Source organism: Cuneatibacter caecimuris (assembly GCF_004216775.1).
GTDB classification, from domain to species: domain Bacteria; phylum Bacillota; class Clostridia; order Lachnospirales; family Lachnospiraceae; genus Cuneatibacter; species Cuneatibacter caecimuris.
Genome location: NZ_SGXF01000001.1, coordinates 1,317,853 through 1,334,533, shown reverse-complemented (window position 1 = coordinate 1,334,533; position 16,681 = coordinate 1,317,853). Strand labels below are relative to the sequence as shown.

At 49.2% G+C, this 16,681-nt stretch carries 12 protein-coding genes, 5 tRNA genes and 1 pseudogene; all 18 read left to right on the top strand.

The window, feature by feature from the left end; genetic code table 11:
• The first annotated feature begins 142 nt into the window (after positions 1-142).
• Positions 143-216: transfer RNA gene (locus EV209_RS06300), tRNA-Asp, on the top strand.
• A gap of 33 nt (positions 217-249) precedes the next feature.
• Positions 250-322: transfer RNA gene (locus tag EV209_RS06295), tRNA-Val, on the top strand.
• Between the two features lie 25 nt (positions 323-347).
• A tRNA-Tyr gene (locus tag EV209_RS06290) sits at positions 348-429 on the top strand.
• 19 nt (positions 430-448) lie between these two features.
• Positions 449-522 (top strand) — tRNA-Met (locus EV209_RS06285).
• 27 nt (positions 523-549) lie between these two features.
• Positions 550-622 (top strand) — tRNA-Phe (locus tag EV209_RS06280).
• A 285-nt stretch (positions 623-907) separates the two neighbouring features.
• Positions 908-1,786: a DegV family protein gene (locus EV209_RS06275; RefSeq protein ID WP_130434076.1), complete on the top strand. Its 879-nt coding sequence runs from the start codon at positions 908-910 to the stop codon at positions 1,784-1,786.
• Between the two features lie 56 nt (positions 1,787-1,842).
• The gene (locus tag EV209_RS06270) at positions 1,843-3,252 is read left to right on the top strand and encodes an aminotransferase class I/II-fold pyridoxal phosphate-dependent enzyme (RefSeq protein WP_165388831.1); all 1,410 of its coding nucleotides are present in this window, start codon (positions 1,843-1,845) and stop codon (positions 3,250-3,252) included.
• Between the two features lie 9 nt (positions 3,253-3,261).
• A complete protein-coding gene (locus EV209_RS06265) occupies positions 3,262-3,855 on the top strand; it encodes a nucleoside/nucleotide kinase family protein (protein ID WP_130434072.1) in 594 nt (197 codons plus the stop codon).
• 200 nt (positions 3,856-4,055) lie between these two features.
• Positions 4,056-7,553, top strand: a complete 3,498-nt coding sequence (locus EV209_RS06260) for a LamG-like jellyroll fold domain-containing protein (RefSeq protein WP_165388830.1) — start codon at positions 4,056-4,058, stop codon at positions 7,551-7,553.
• Positions 7,554-7,745: 192 nt separating this feature from the next.
• Positions 7,746-8,726 (top strand): DNA polymerase III subunit, encoded by a 981-nt coding sequence (locus EV209_RS06255; RefSeq protein ID WP_130434068.1) that lies wholly within the window; start codon positions 7,746-7,748, stop codon positions 8,724-8,726.
• 16 nt (positions 8,727-8,742) lie between these two features.
• Positions 8,743-9,636: pseudogene (locus EV209_RS06250) on the top strand (PSP1 domain-containing protein); the annotation flags it as partial.
• Positions 9,637-9,841: 205 nt separating this feature from the next.
• The gene (locus EV209_RS06245; RefSeq protein ID WP_130434064.1) at positions 9,842-10,576 is read left to right on the top strand and encodes a tRNA1(Val) (adenine(37)-N6)-methyltransferase; all 735 of its coding nucleotides are present in this window, start codon (positions 9,842-9,844) and stop codon (positions 10,574-10,576) included.
• A 9-nt stretch (positions 10,577-10,585) separates the two neighbouring features.
• Positions 10,586-11,434, top strand: a complete 849-nt coding sequence (gene rsmI / locus EV209_RS06240; protein WP_130434062.1) for a 16S rRNA (cytidine(1402)-2'-O)-methyltransferase — start codon at positions 10,586-10,588, stop codon at positions 11,432-11,434.
• Between the two features lie 53 nt (positions 11,435-11,487).
• Complete coding sequence (locus EV209_RS06235) at positions 11,488-12,099, top strand: nucleoside recognition protein (protein ID WP_130434060.1); 612 nt, start codon at positions 11,488-11,490, stop codon at positions 12,097-12,099.
• A gap of 31 nt (positions 12,100-12,130) precedes the next feature.
• Complete coding sequence (locus EV209_RS06230) at positions 12,131-12,802, top strand: response regulator transcription factor (RefSeq protein WP_130434058.1); 672 nt, start codon at positions 12,131-12,133, stop codon at positions 12,800-12,802.
• Complete coding sequence (locus EV209_RS06225; protein WP_243647510.1) at positions 12,799-13,803, top strand: sensor histidine kinase; 1,005 nt, start codon at positions 12,799-12,801, stop codon at positions 13,801-13,803. The genes EV209_RS06230 and EV209_RS06225 overlap by 4 nt, the downstream gene beginning before the upstream one ends.
• 110 nt (positions 13,804-13,913) lie before the next feature.
• Positions 13,914-14,681, top strand: coding sequence for an ABC transporter ATP-binding protein (locus tag EV209_RS06220; protein WP_130434056.1), 768 nt, complete (start codon positions 13,914-13,916; stop codon positions 14,679-14,681).
• Complete coding sequence (locus EV209_RS06215; RefSeq protein ID WP_130434054.1) at positions 14,674-16,665, top strand: FtsX-like permease family protein; 1,992 nt, start codon at positions 14,674-14,676, stop codon at positions 16,663-16,665. Before EV209_RS06220 ends, EV209_RS06215 begins: the two co-directional genes overlap by 8 nt.
• Positions 16,666-16,681 lie beyond the last annotated feature (16 nt).

Sequence of the window (16,681 nt, the reverse complement as noted above, 5' to 3'; positions counted from 1 at the left end):
ACGACGAGGTAGATAGGGCAGAGGTGGAAGTGCCGTAAGGTATGTAGCTGACTGTTACTAATCGGTCGAGGGCTTGACCTGAAGAGGTTCAGGAGGGCCTGGATGGTTTCTGTGTGTGGTTTTGAAGGTACAAATTAATTATGGCCCAGTGGCTCAGTTGGTTAGAGCGCCGCCCTGTCACGGCGGAGGTCGAGAGTTCGAGTCTCTTCTGGGTCGTTTGTCCGTTTTACGGATAATAATTAAATATATGGGGTCTTAGCTCAGCTGGGAGAGCATCTGCCTTACAAGCAGAGGGTCATAGGTTCGAGCCCTATAGGCCCCATTGATTTCATGGAAACATGAAATATGGATGGATTCCCGAGTGGCCAAAGGGGGCAGACTGTAAATCTGTTGTCGACGACTTCGAAGGTTCGAATCCTTCTCCATCCATTGCACGAAAGTGCCCTGTCGCGGGGTGGAGCAGTCTGGAAGCTCGTCGGGCTCATAACCCGAAGGTCGCAGGTTCAAATCCTGCCCCCGCAATTTTGAAAAATATTATATTTTTATTATGCCCAGATAGCTCAGTTGGTAGAGCAGAGGACTGAAAATCCTCGTGTCACTGGTTCGATTCCGGTTCTGGGCATCTTTTTTTGTATATTAATATTTTTTACTTTTATATTGATTTTTGTTAATATATCAGTATGCTTTACTTTTGCAGATAAAAGTATTCAGCAGCTATCGTAATAATGTTAACCGGATTTGGTAAGAATAATAGTCCGGCAGAACAAGCAATAAAAGTACTTTTGGAAGATTATAGTAAAGTGGCGAAATGGAAGAAAGTGAAACAGAATTTGCGGGGTGAAAATCGGCTGTCGGAGCAGCTGCGCCGCCGCGATCACTATATTGGCAAAAGATGAAAGGAGCTTATATGGCTGGTTATGTGCTTGTAACAGATGCGACAGTTGATCTTCCGCAGTCTGTCATAGAGCAGTATGGGATTCATGTGATCCCAATGGCATTTGATCTGGATGGAAAGGATTATTTTCATTATGCGGATTGCCGTGAAATGCCGCTCTCTGTTTTTTATGATAAGCTGAAACAGGGATCGGTATCCCATTCTTCACAGATAACACCGCAGATGTTTAAGGATAATTTCAAACCTATTCTGGAAAGCGGAAAGGATATTATATATATTGGTTTTTCTTCAGGGCTCAGTAATACCTGGCAGAATGCTTTTCTGACTATTCAGGATTTACAGGAAAAGTATCCGGATCGTAAGATCATTGGAATTGATTCTCTCAGCGCTTCGGTAGGAGAGGCTGTTCTGGTGCTTAATGCAGCGCAGCGCATGGCTGGCGGCATGGAACTGGAAGAGCTGGCAGCATGGGTGAAATGCCACCGTCATGCAGCCAGGCATTGGTTTACTGTTCAGGATTTGTTCTATCTGAAGCGCGGCGGGAGGCTCTCCACTGCGGAAGCGCTGGTGGGAACCGCTCTGAAAATCAGGCCGGTGCTCAGTGTGGACCGGGAAGGAAAGCTGATTGTCTGTGCAAAGGTCAGAGGAGAAAAGAAAGCCATGGATTTTCTCATGGGCAAACTGCGGGAAGAGGGAGTTTCCTTATCGGAACAGACAGCGGTGATCGGACACAGTGCAAATCCCGGGCAGGCAGAAGCCCTGCAGAAAATGCTGGAAGCAGAGGGATTGGTGAAGGACAGCATTATTTCGGAAATCGGACCGATTATCGGTACCCATGTGGGGCCCGGATTTCTGGCGCTGACATTTATTGGGGAAGAGGATAGAGATTGATGAAAAAGGCTGTCGCTGGTGCGGCAGTCTTTTCTTATATAGGAGGGAACAAACAGTTGGAAAGTCTATATGATAAGCTGCTGCAGTACAGGGAAAAGGGGATCTATCCGTTTCATATGCCGGGACACAAGCGGCAGGAATGGACTATGTGCAATCCTTATGAAATTGATATTACAGAAATAGAGGGCTTTGATGACCTGCATCATCCTGAAGGTATATTGCGGCAAGCCCAGGAAGAAGCCGCTGAAATTTATGGATCGTCCCGCACCTGGTTTTTGGTCAATGGTTCCACTTCGGGGATACTCAGCGCTGTGGGCGGGTGTGTTCCGCTGAAGGGGACAATTTTGATGGCGCGGAACTGCCATAAATCGGTCCTGAACGCAGTTTTCCACAGGGGGCTGCGGCCCGTCTGTGTTTATCCACAGATCAGCGGGCAAATGGGGATTGCGGGCAGCATATTGCCGGGGGATGTGGAAAAAGCTTTGGATTGCGAACCTCATGCAAGCGCAGTGATTCTGGTATCGCCTACTTATGAAGGCGTGGTATCCGATATTCGCAGCATTGCAGAAATAACCAGAAAGAAAGGAATTCCCCTGATTGTAGATGAAGCCCATGGCGCGCATTTCTCTTTTGGGGGTGGCTTTCCGTCTTCTGCGTTGAAAGAAGGCGCTGATTTTGTGATACAGAGTCTTCATAAGACGCTTCCTTCTATGACGCAGACTGCGGTGCTCCACGCTTCTGTAAATGCGCGCCGGGACTGGATGGAGCGCGTTGACCGTTGTGTTTATTTGTATCAGAGCTCCAGCCCTTCCTATATTTTGCTGTGTGCGATTCAACGATGTATTCAGTACATGGCAGCCGATGGGAGCGAGCGTATGAAAAAATATGCCGGGAACCTGGAAAGACTTAGAAAATATCTGAAGGATTTGCCTGGAATAAGGCTGGCGGAGCGGGATGAAACCATGTGGAGGCTGGATCCTTCCAAACTGCTGATCTCTGCAGAGGGTGTGACCGGGACCAAGTTGGGAGGTCTTTTGCTGCAGAACTATGGGCTGCAGATGGAAATGTGCACGGAGTCTTTTGTGATTGCTATGACAAGCCTGATGGATACGGACCAGGGCTTCAAACGGCTCTGCAGAGCGCTGAAAGAGATCGGGTGTGAAAGCTCCGGTTTGGGAGAAAGGCGGGTGCGGGATGCCTGTCTGGAAGAGTCTCATCGGCCAAAATATCGCATGACTCCATATAAGGCAGAGAGCTCACCTTCAGAGTGGCTCCCTTTGGAACAGGCTGCAGGCCGGGTTTCCGCGGAGACTGGTTATTTATATCCTCCGGGCGTGGCTTTTATTGTGGCCGGAGAAGAAATCGATGATATGGTGATCAACAGGCTGTCCCGCTACAGACAGAAGTGCATTGAAGTACAGGGCTGCAGCAGAATCGGAGAAGGACTGCTGCGGGTAGTAAAGTGAGGTAAAGGCATGGGAAAAATATTTTATATCATGGGTAAAAGTGCATCGGGAAAGGATACGGTCTATCATCGGCTGTGTGACGATAAGTCCCTGGGGCTGCATACGGTGACGCTCTATACTACCCGCCCCAGGAGGGAAGGAGAAACAGATGGAGTGGAGTACCATTTTATCAATGACGGGGAAGCAGAGAAGCTGGAACAGCAGGGGCTTATTATAGAACTTCGGGCGTATCATACAGTTCATGGTATATGGAAATATCTTACGGCGGATGACGGGCAGATATGTCCGGGCGAACAGGATTATCTGATGATCGGAACACTGGAATCCTACAAAAAAATGAGAGAATATTTTGGAAAAGAGATATTGGTTCCGATTTATATAGAGATTGAGGATGGGGAGCGCCTGATCCGGGCGGTGAAGAGGGAACAGAAGGAGCCCCAGCCCAGATATGCAGAGCTGTGCAGGCGTTTTCTTGCGGATTCTGAGGACTTCAGTGAGGAGAAACTGGCAGAGTGCGGAATAAACGAAAAATTTGAAAACAGAGAGCTGGAGGCCTGTATCCAGAAGGTGAAATTATTTATCTCCAATAGAATAAACACCTGATTTGCGGGCGGAGAGGATTAAATTGGGCGCTTTTTGGATGGAGGAGGGGAATAAAAGATTCTACTTATCAAAACCGAAGCATTTGGTATAATATGGAATGATGCAATTTGTGAAAATTTAAAGAATTAAAAGGGGGATGTGTCATGCACATAAAACGTTTAACTGCTTGTGCCCTTGCAGCTCTGCTAGCTATTTCTCCATTGAATCTGCCTTCAGTCAGTGCAGATCCGGTACAGGACTCTAATCTGGTGCTCTATTCATCTTTTGATGATGAAACAGCCAACGATGCTTCCGGAGCCGGCAATAATGGAACCATTACAAAGGACAGCCAGTATGGCACAGTGGAATTTGTGGAAGGGGTGAATGGTGGGAAGGCAATCCGCATTGTAAATGATTCCAACCACCGTAAAAAGAACCTTGCCGCTAATTTTGTAGATTACGGCAGTAATCTGAAGTTCGGTACCAGTGATTTTTCAGTTTCTCTTTGGTACAAGACGGACGCCGAAGGCGTTTCGCCGGGAGATACAGCCAATGATGACCACGGCGGCAACGATGTTTCTATATTTGGCAATAAAGATTATGATTCCGGAACAAACCGCGGTCTGACACTGGGAAACTTTTCTGCCAATACACCGGCTGACGTCCGTGTAAATTTTGTTGCAAAACAGGGAACACGCGTAGAGATCAATAAAGTCTATGTTTGCGATGACACATGGCACCATCTTGCGGCAACCTTTGACAGGGACGGCAGCATGAGCGTTTATGTGGACGGGGCGCTTTACGGAAGTAAAGATATCAGTACTTACAAAGATTTAAGCATTGATGTGGACGGACAGAATTTTGTACTTGGCGCCGACGGCGTTCATACATATGGCACACCTGGAGCTACTGTGGACGAGCTGCGTATGTACCGGAGCGCTCTGACCCCGGATCAGGTGACTGAATTATATGACCTGGACAAACCCAGTGTTTCAAAAGATTTGACGACTTTGCATGTCACCTTTGACAATGGGACTGCGGAAGACAGCTCATCCCACCAGACCAACGGAACGATTGTAGGCGCAGTAGAGTTTGTGGATGGCGTGAAAGGAAAGGCAGTTAAGATTTCCAACGATGCAAGCCATCGGAAAGGAAATACTGCGGAGCAGTACATCACCTTTGGAAAACAGCCGGGCGTGACGTTCGGCAGTTCAGATTTCACTCTTGCATTCTGGCATAAAAGCATAGGCCATGGAGCCAGTGACTCTGCGATTTTGGGAAATAAGGATTATGCCTCCGGTTCTAACGTCGGTTTGGCGGTAGGGAATTACCACGCGCCTAATGTGAACAGCATCGACGACCTTCGCATGAATATATCCGGCAAAAAGGGGAGCCGTATCGAGCTCAAGAATATATCAGGGAATAATGATAACTGGCATTATATTGTTACCTCATTCGATCGGGACGGCTATATGACAGTCTATATGGACGGCCGTAAAATCGGGGCCGTTGATATGTCCGGCCAGGCAGGGACGAGCGTTGACGACGGAGAGTTTGTGCTTGGCGCGGACGGCCACTTCACTTACGGGGCCGATGGATGCCTGCTGGATGAAGTGAGGATTATTAAAAAAGCGCTGACAGAGTCCGAATGCAGTAATCTGTACCGCTCCGAGGCCCTTTCTCTTAAGCTGAATGAGATGGAGCAGATGATCAGCATTGCCGGAACTGAGGAATACAGCCAGGAAAATATCAATGCATTCAAAGCATCCCTTGAGAGAATTAAGGGACAGGCGGCAAATGCAGATGAAGATACTGCAGCAGCTCTGTGCGCTGAACTGGAAAATGCTTATGCGCTGCTTCAGGACAGCGCGAAGAAGCCGCTCCTGACATTTGACGTGCTGGCAGATGTGCATTTACGGGACAGTGATTCTTCCCGCGCGGCCAAATTTACAGCAGGGCTCAAGGATATCGCAGCCAACCATGCTGACAGCGACGCATTGGTAACCCTGGGAGACAACATTTCCTTTGGTTCTGATAATAATTCCCGCACGCAGTATTTTGACCTTATCGAGCAATACGCAGGACAGATCCCCAATAAACTGATCGCGTTGGGAAACCATGATGTGCGCAAAAATGACAGTTCCTCCTCCACTGGTTTTTCAAGCAACTATGCTGTGGCATATGAAGCCTATATGAGGGATAACAAGAAGTACAGGGACGATCCGGACAGCGATAAGGTTTATTTTGATAAATGGATCAACGGATACCACTTTATTGTGCTCAATACAGAAGACGGGCTCAAGGACTGCATTGACATGTCAGAAGAACAGCTGGTATGGTTTGAGCAGAAGCTTGGAGAAGGGGAGAATGGCGCTGCCGGCGCCGCCGACCCGGAAAAGCCGGTAATTGTTGCTGTGCATCAGGCTCTGAATGATACGCATCCCCGGGCAAATGCCTATGGCGGGTTTACGAAGGAAGAAGAACTGATGAACCGGGTAAGAGAAATTCTTTCCGGGTATCCGCAGGCTGTAGTGATGAGCGGACATATTCATAATGGTTTTGGCATTGCCACTACAATGGATAAGACATATGGAACTATGATTGACTGCCCGTCCTTTAATGAATCAGAAAATGGTATTACAGAATCAGGAACAGGTTATCAGGTAAATGTCTATGCGGACCGGATCCATTTCCGGGCCAGGAATTATGTCACTGCAACATGGATGCCGGAATTTGATTTAATTCTTTCTGTGCCTTCCCTGCCTTCCGTAACAGCAGAAGCTGGGGATAAAGTGGAAACAGATTATACCGCGGAGAGCTGGGGCACATTTTCCGGGTTCCTCACGAATGCAAAGGCGCTCCTGAACAGCGCCAATGAAAGCGCACGTCTGGAGGTATTTGCGGCGGCTCAGAAACTGAAGACAGCTATGGCCGGGCTGAAAGTAGATATGAGTGAACTTCAGACGGTGTATGACAAATACGCGGGAGAATTAAAAGAGGATTACACACCGGAGAGCTGGATTGAGTTTGAAGCAGCTAAGGAAGCGGCGGAAACGGTGCTGAAAAATGAGGGCGGCACTGTGACTCCAAAGGATGTGGCTGATGCGGCTGCAGCCCTTGAGGAGGCGGCGAAAAAACTTATAAAGGCTGAGCAGCCGACGGAGCCGGAGAGCAGTACAGAGGCGACAGAGCCCAGCGAACCGGAAAGCAGCACAGAGGCGACAGAGCCCAGCGAACCGGAAAGCAGCACAGAGGCGACAGAGCCCAGCGAACCGGAAAGCAGTACAGAGGCGACGGAGCCCAGTGAAACAGAAACCAGCCCGGACGTGACCAAACCCACTGAACCGGAGACCAGCCCGGATGTGACCACGCCCACTGAAACAGAAATCAGCACAGATGCAACCACGCCCGCTGAAATAGAGAGCAGCTCGGATGCGGAAGAACCTGGCGAAACAGAGAGCAGCTCGGATGCGGAAGAACCCGGTGAAACAGAGAGCAGTTCGGATGCGGAAGAACCCGGTGAAACAGAGAGCAGTACAGAAGAAACAGAGCCCGGCGAGATCCCGAGCAGCACAGTGGAAAGCACTCCCGGTACAGGGGATTCCACCAATATGAGCTGGCTGATTCTTGTGACAGTGATTGCTCTGGCCACTGTAGCAGGCTCCGCAACAGCAATGGAGATTGCCGGACGGAAAAGAAAACAGAACAGGAACCAGTAAAGCTTTAGAATAATGATCAGACCGGCGGGGTAAAGTATAATTAAAAGATCAGCCGGAGAATTAAGAAAAAATAACCTCCCATGTGGTATCATGAATATATCAGCCATGGGAGGTGTTTTTTTTCACAAAATGCTTTAGAATTTAAAAAAAATATGGTATGATAAAAGCCGGAGGCGGAAGGAGGAGACTGTTTTGTTTGAGCAGATTATAGGAAATGAACATATTAAGGAATTTTTCGTGCATGCGCTGGAACAGCAGAAGGTCCCCCATGCCTGCATTCTCAGCGGAGAGGACGGATTGGGGAAGCGCCTGTTTGCTGAGGAATTTTCAAAAGCGCTGCAGTGTGAAGGCAGCGGGGCCAAGCCCTGCGGGAAATGCCGTTCCTGCCTGCAGATGGCGGGCCATAACCATCCTGATGTGATTTATGTAGGCCATGAAAAGCCGGCCAGTATCGGGGTGGACGATATCCGTAGGGGGCTGAATCAGGATATTTTGATCCGGCCGTATCAGAGCGCCCACAAGGTTTACATTGTGGACGAAGCGGAAAAAATGACAATACAGGCTCAGAACGCTTTGCTGAAGACTCTGGAAGAACCGCCGGGATATGGGGTGATTCTGCTGCTCAGCGAGAACGCGGAGAGCTTTCTGCCTACAATTTTGTCCAGAGCGGTGGTGCTGAACCTGAAGCCGGTGCTGGACAGCCAGCTGCGCGGAGCGCTGGCAGGCCTGGGGCTGCAGGAGGACAAGCTTGAAACGATCGTCCGCTTTGCGGGAGGAAATATAGGGAAAGCCAGAAAAATGGCAGAGTCAGAGTCATTTTCTGTTATGATGAGCAGAATACTTCAGCTGCTCAGAAATGTGCGCAAAATGGATCTGGAACAGCTGCTGGAAACGATACGCAGTCTGGAGGAATATAAGCTGCAGGTAAAAGACTGCATTGATTTTATGGAGCGGTGGTACAGGGATGTGCTGCTGTTTAAGGCAACGAACGACATGAACCTGCTGGTGTTTAAGGATGAATTCCGTTATATCAGGCAGGAAGCGCAGATTTGTTCTTTTCCGGGCATTGAAACGATTCTGGAAGGAATGGAAACAGCGAAACGGAGGCTGGATGCAAACGTCAATTATGAGCTGACAATGGAGCTGATGCTTTTGACGATCCAGGAAAATTAGCAGAAAGGAATAATTTATGATACAGGTAATTGGAGTCAGGTTCCGAAGAGCCGGAAAAGTATACTATTTTTCTCCGGGGGATCTGGAAATTGAAGCGGGACAGAATGTGATTGTGGAAACTGCCAGGGGCGTGGAGTTCGGCAATGTTGTGCTGGGCAACAAGACTGTGGAAGAGGAGAAGGTTGTGCAGCCGCTGAAACCTGTGATCCGCATTGCCACAGACGCGGATGAGGAACAGGAACAAAAAAACAGGGAGAAAGAAAAAGAAGCCTTTAAGATCTGTCAGGAAAAAATAGCAAAACATCAGTTGGAAATGAAGCTGATCGATGCGGAGTATACGTTTGATAACAATAAAGTGTTGTTTTATTTCACTGCGGACGGCCGCATTGATTTCCGGGAACTGGTTAAGGATCTGGCATCCGTTTTCCGCACCAGAATTGAACTTCGCCAGATCGGGGTCCGGGATGAGACGAAGATTCTGGGAGGCATTGGAATTTGCGGAAGAGTGTTGTGCTGCAACAGTTATTTGTCTGATTTTGCGCCGGTATCTATCAGAATGGCGAAAGAGCAGAATTTGTCCCTGAATCCGTCAAAGATTTCCGGCGCCTGCGGAAGGCTGATGTGTTGTCTGAAAAATGAGCAGGAGACATATGAATATCTGAACAGCCGGCTGCCCGCTGTGGGCGACGGCGTGATCACCTCAGACGGCCTGCGGGGAGAGGTCCACAGTGTCAGCGTTCTGCGCCAGATGGTGAAAGTAGTCGTCAATGTAGAGAAGGATGATAAAGAAATCCGGGAGTATAAAGTAGATGAGCTGAAGTTCCGTCCCCGCAGGAGAAAAGACAAGCTGCAGGTAGAGGACGCGGAACTGGAACAGCTGGAGGAACTGGAGCAGTTGGAGGCGGAATCCTCCGCGCCGGCGCCCCGCAGAGAGGATACGAAAAAGGAGTATTCCCGAAAGGAAGCCCCCAGACGGGAAAACGGGAAGCGGGAAAATGGACGGAGAGAAAATTTCAGGAAAGAAAATAACCGGAAAGAGCATCCCAAAAAGGACTTTCCAAGAAAAGGAGACCGGGAGCCCCGGCGTGAGGACCGCCAGAAGGAGCAGGGAAACGATGCCCGTACTGAAAGAACACGAAAGGATTGATGATCTGCAGCGAAACGGCTATCAGATCATTCAGAATACAAAAAAATTCTGTTTCGGCATGGATGCGGTGCTTCTGTCCGGGTTTGCGGCAGCCCGGGCCGGAGAAAGAGTGCTGGATCTGGGGACGGGAACAGGGATTATACCGATCCTGATGGAAGCGAAAACAGAGGGAGAGGCGTTTGTTGGTTTGGAAATCCAGGAAGAGGTGGCCGATATGGCGGCCAGGAGCGTGGCGCTCAATCATCTGGAAGCAAAAATCAGTATCCGGACCGGAGATATTAAGGAGGCCTCTGCCATATTTGGCGGGGCTTCCTTTGATGTTGTGACCAGCAATCCTCCCTATATGAAAGATTCCCACGGGCTGAAGAATCCTGATCCGGCAAAGGCAATCGCCCGTCATGAGGTTCTGTGCAGCCTGGAGGACGTGGTCCGGGAGGCGGCCAGGATTTTGAAACCAGGCGGCAGATTTTATATGGTCCACAGGCCCTATAGGCTGCCGGAGATATTTATGGCGCTGCAGAAGCACAGGATAGAGCCCAAGCGGATGAAGCTGGTCCATCCCGAGGCTGATAAAGAAGCGAATATGGTGCTGATAGAGGCGGTCCGGGGAGGCAGAAGCCAATTGACGGTGGAACCGCCGGTGATTATTTTTGAAGCCCCCGGCCAATACAGCAGGGAGATCCGGGAAACCTACGGATACTGAGGAGGAGTCATGGAAGGAAAATTATATCTCTGCGCTACGCCCATCGGGAATCTGGAGGACATGACTTTCCGGGCGGTTCGGATTTTGGGAGAGGTAGACCTGATCGCAGCGGAGGATACGAGAAACAGCATAAAGCTTCTGAATCACTTTAATATACAGAAACCTATGACCAGCTATCATGAGTTTAACAAATATGATAAGGCCAGAATCCTGGTGGAAAAGATGAAAGAAGGAAGGCAGATCGCTCTGATTACAGACGCGGGAATGCCCGGCATCAGCGATCCCGGGGAAGAGCTGGTGCGCCAGTGCCATGAAGCGGGAATCCCAGTCACAGCCCTTCCGGGAGCCTGCGCCTGCGTCACTGCACTTGCTCTGTCAGGACTGCCTGCCAGAAGGTTTTGTTTTGAAGCATTTCTTCCTGCGGATAAAAAGCAGCGGCAGGCTGTTCTGAAGGAACTGAAAACAGAGACCAGAACAATTCTGCTCTATGAAGCGCCCCATCGTCTTGTGCGGACGCTGGAAATCCTTTTGGGGGAATTGGGAAACAGAAGAGCCACTGTTTGCAGGGAATTGACGAAGAAGCACGAGACGGTCTTTGTGACCACATTAGAAGAGGCGCTGCGCCAATATCAGGCTTCTGACCCCCGGGGAGAATGCGTGATTGTTGTGGAAGGCCGGAGCCAGCAGGAAATGGAAGCCGAAAAACAGGCTGAGTGGCAGGAAATGGAGCTGGAAGAGCATATGAAGCTGTACCTGGATTCCGGGCATGATAGAAAAGAGGCCATGCGACTGGTGGCAAAAGACCGGGGGATCAGTAAACGCGAGGTTTATCAGCAGCTGCTTACCGGAGAGGGATAATGGCCCTGTATCCCGCATAAACTGGATTAACAGAATCTGTGGGAGCGGATGCCATGCTGAATATGCTTTGGGCTGCAATGATTGCGCTGGCGGTGATTTGGGGGGCCTTTACCGGAAACATGGAGGCGGTGACCAATGGGGCCATAGAGGCGGCGGAGGATGCCGTAACGCTGTGCGTTACCATGCTGGGAGTGATGTCCCTGTGGACCGGAATGATGGAAGTGGCCTCAGAAGCCGGGCTGATTGCCAGGCTGACAAAATTGATCAGGCCTTTTCTGCACTGGATGTTTCCCAGAATACCAAAAGGGCATAAAGCAGAGGAATATATTTCTACAAACATTATAGCCAATGTGCTGGGGCTTGGCTGGGCAGCCACCCCTGCCGGACTGAAGGCCATGGATGAGCTGGCAAAGCTGGAAGAAGAACGCAGGTCGGGGAAACTCCCGGGCAAGGCCAAACCGAAGGGGATCGCCAGCAATGAGATGTGTACTTTTTTGATTATTAACATATCTTCGCTGCAGCTGATTCCTGTGAATATGATTACATACAGGAGCCAGTACGGGAGCGTGAATCCTGCGGCTATCGTGGGTCCGGCCATTCTGGCCACCCTGGTGAGCACAATAGCAGGGATTTTGTTTATCAAGCTGGCGGGCCGGGAACGGTGAACTGCTGAGCAAAGAGAGATGGTGAATACAGATGTACAGGATATTTATTGTGGAGGATGATGATCTGATCGCCTCCCAGGTGGCCAAGCACCTGGAAGGCTGGGGGTATGAGGTGAAGTGCGCGGAGGATTTCGGCAATGTACTTGCGGAATTTGCAGCTTTTGATCCGCAGCTTGTTCTCATGGATATTTCCCTTCCCTTTTACAATGGCTACCATTGGTGCGGGCAGATTCGGCAGATATCAAAAGTTCCGGTGATTTTCCTTTCTTCCGCCTCTGAAAACATGAATATTGTGATGGCGGTGAATATGGGGGGAGACGACTTTGTGGCCAAGCCCTTTGATTTACAGGTGCTGACCGCAAAAGTACAGGCCATGCTCCGCCGGACCTACGATTTCGGCGGCAAGACAGAGCTTCTGGAACACAGAGGGGCGATTGTGAACGCTTCGGACGGCACTGTAACCTACGGAGACCGGACCGTGCAGCTGACCCGGAATGAACACCGGATACTGGTGACGCTTTTAAAAAACAAAGGTAAGATTGTCAGCAGAGACGCGCTGATGACCCGCCTCTGGGAAACGGATTCTTATGTGGATGAAAATACCCTGACGGTAAATGTTTCCAGGCTAAAGAAAAAACTTGAGGAGGCGGGTCTGATGGACTTTATCACCACCAAGAAAGGGATTGGATATCTGATACAGTGACGGATCAAAATCGGTTAAAATTAATTTATGAATATCTGAGACAGCATAAAAAGGGGCTGCTTCTGTTTTTTCTGTTTGCACTGATATATGCGGTGGTGTTTTCCATGTATACTCTGGAGGCTGAGGCGGTTTTATATTCCATGGCCCTGTGCCTGGCGGCCGGGGGAGTGATCTGTGGTTTGGACTTTGCCAAATATGTTTCAAGACATAAAAGGATGCAGGAACTGTCAGCACAGATATCCCTGGGGCTCCGGGGACTTCCGGAGGCGCAGAATCTGGTGGAACAGGATTATGAGATGCTGCTGAAGGGCCTGCAGGACGAGAAGAACCGCATTGCCACGGCAGCGGACCAGGAGCGCAGCGACATGCTGGACTATTATACGCTTTGGGCACATCAAATCAAAACGCCCATCGCCGCCATGCGTATTCTCCTCCAGCAGGAGGATTCTGATCTGAGCAGAGAATTGGAGGCGCAGCTTTTTCAGGTCAGCCGCTATGTGGAGATGGTTCTGTCCTATCTGAGACTGGAGGGGGACACTACGGATTTTATGTTTGGCAGGCATTCTCTGGAAGAGCTTGTGAGAAAAGAAGTCCGAAGATACGCGCCGCTGTTTGTGAGGAAAAGGCTGGGCCTGGACCTGAAGGAAATGAATGTTCCGGTGCTGACTGATGAAAAGTGGCTTCGGTTTGTGATTGGACAAGTCCTTTCTAATTCTCTGAAATATACAGTCAGAGGAAAAATCACTATTTATGCCGAAGGGAAGACTCTGGTAATCGAAGACACAGGGATCGGCATCGCACCGGAGGACATTCCCCGGCTGGGGCAGAAAGGGTTTACCGGCGCCAACGGAAGAAGAGATCAGAAGGCCACGGGGCTGGGGCTTTATCTTTGCCGGCAGGTTCTGACTAAGTTGGGACACTCCATGGCCATTTTCTCAGAGCCTGGAAAAGGCACACAGGTGAGGATCTGTCTGCAGGAAGCGAAGCTCCGGACAGAATAATCTTACAACATTGTAAGTTGCATTTGGGAAATGTAAGCCGGGACTATGGCAGAACATTTCCCGTTTTTGTATACTGGTGGCAGTGGAAAGCGAAGGAGGAGAATCAATTTATGTCAATATTAGAAGTGAATCATGTAAAAAAAATCTACACCACCAGGTTTGGAGGAGCCAGAGTACAGGCGCTGTCCAACGTTACCTTCTCTGTGGAAGAAGGAGAATTTGTAGCAATCATGGGAGAATCCGGTTCCGGTAAGACAACGCTTTTGAATATCCTGGCTGCGCTGGATACTCCCACCAGCGGTTCAGTAAAGCTCAACGGCAGGGAATTGGTAGTAATGAAAGAAAAGGAGATATCCGCCTTCCGCAGGGATCATCTGGGATTTGTGTTCCAGGATTTTAATTTATTGGATAACTTTTCGGTCAAAGACAATATTTTCCTGCCCCTTGTGCTCGCGGGAGAAAAGCATCAGCAGATGCAGAAAAAACTGGAACCGATTGCACAGCGTCTGGGGATTTCAGAACTGCTGGACAAATTTCCTTACGAAATTTCCGGCGGACAGAAACAGAGGACTGCGGTGGCAAGAGCGCTGATTACAGAACCGGAATTGATTTTGGCGGATGAACCCACAGGAGCATTGGATTCCAGGGCGGCGGACAGCCTGCTGGATCTTTTCGGCCAGATCAATGCGGACGGTCAGACCATCCTGATGGTCACCCACAGCGTAAAGGCTGCCAGCAGCGCGGGCAGGGTGCTGTTTATCAAGGACGGAGAAGTATTTCATCAGCTGTACCGGGGCAGAAATACCTCTCAGCAGCTGTATCAGAAGATTTCTGATACACTGACGATGATTGCGTCAGGCGGTGTGATTCATGAGTAGAGGCTTTTACTGGAAGATGGCCGCCTCTAACCTGAGGAAGAACAGCAGAGTCTATCTGCCCTATCTGCTGACCTGCGTGCTGACGGCGGCCATGTATTATATTATCTGCTCTCTGGCGGGCAACAGCGGCCTGGCAGAGCTGCAGCGCGGCAGAGATGTAGCGATGACCACATTGAATATGGGTATCTGGATCACCGGTATTTTTGCAGTGATATTCCTGTTTTATACCAGCAGCTTCCTCATGAAGCGCAGAAAAAAAGAGTTCGGCCTGTTTAACATCCTGGGAATGGAAAAGAAGCATCTTGCAAAAGTTATTTTCTGCGAAACCTTTTATGTGGCGGTGATTACGCTGGCCGTCGGCCTGGCGGTAGGCGTGCTGCTGGATAAGCTTATTTTTCTAGCTTTACTGAAGCTCCTGAAAACCGAGGTGAGCCTGGGGTTTCAGGTTAATATCAAAGCCATCGGCCAGACCGGCCTGCTGTTGTGCCTGGTTTTCCTGGCTGTGTATCTCAACAGTCTCTTTCAGGTCCATCTTTCAAAACCTATCGAATTGCTGAGGGGCGGCAATACAGGGGAGAAAGAACCGAAAGGAAAATGGATTCTGGCTCTGCTGGGAGCTATCTGCCTGGGCAGCGGCTACTATCTCGCGGTAATTACGAAAAATCCGGTAGCGGCGCTAAGCGTATTTTTTGTCGCGGTAATACTGGTCATTATCGGCACTTATCTGCTGTTTATGGCCGGAAGTATTGTATTTCTGAAAGTTTTGAGAAAAAACAAAAACTATTATTATAAAACGAAACATTTTATTTCCGTTTCCTCTATGATCTTCAGAATGAAGCAGAACGCAGTGGGGCTTGCAAATATCTGTATTTTGTCCACCATGGTTCTGGTGATGCTGACAACTACGGTTTCTTTGTATCTTGGGATTGATAAGACTGTATCAGGCGGATATCCCAGGGATATCATCGTATCTTCCAGTAATATCTCTGAGGAGGGAAGGGATGCAGTACTGCAGTACACAGATCAGATGATAGCGCAGACGGGGCTGTCAAAAGAAAATGTGCTGGACTATGTTTATACATCTTTTGAAGTGATCCGCAAAGAGGGAGGCTTTTATCTGGACCAGCATTATGACATGAGCCAGGTGAATCTTGATCATGTTTCTGAGCTGCTGGTTATTTCGTTGGAGGACTGGAACCGCGTAACAGGACAGAATCAGACACTGGAGGAGAATCAGGTACTTCTGTACCCTGGAAGTGAAAAATGGACCGGAAGCAACGTAAAGATTCAGGATATGGATTTCCAGGTAAAAGAAGTGCTGGATGAGTTTCCGGATAATGGGAATATGGTAAAAAACATTCTCAACACCTTTTGTCTGGTGGTGCGGGATCAGGATTTGCTTTTGAAATTTCAGGAGCTGCAGCAGACCTATTATGATTATTATACCAGACCACGGCATTATTACGGTTTTAATATAGACGCGGATGAAGAAACAGAAATTGCACTGAGGGACCTGATCGCGGAAAATCCTGGAAAACCGGAAGGCCTTTATTCTGTGGAAAGCCGTGCGGGCGGGATAGAAAGCGGGTATACCCTACATGGCGGCCTGCTGTTTATTGGAATTTTCCTGGGCAGTCTTTTCCTGATGGCGACGATTTTAATTATCTACTATAAACAGATTTCAGAAGGCTATGAGGACCAGAGACGTTTTGAAATTCTGCAGAAGGTGGGGATGACTCAGAAAGAAATCAGAAAGTGTATCCATTCCCAGATACTGACTGTGTTTTATCTCCCGCTGGTAACAGCGGCGCTGCATATGATGTTCGCCTTTCCTGTAATCAGCAGGATCATGCGGACAGCAGGGTTTACGGACACAAAACTTTATCTGGTCTGCACGCTGGCATGCCTTTTGGTGTTTGCTGTTCTTTATGCCATGGTGTACAGCCTTACGGCACGGGCTTATTATAAGATTGTCAGGGATTGAGAGAAATTTCTGCTTG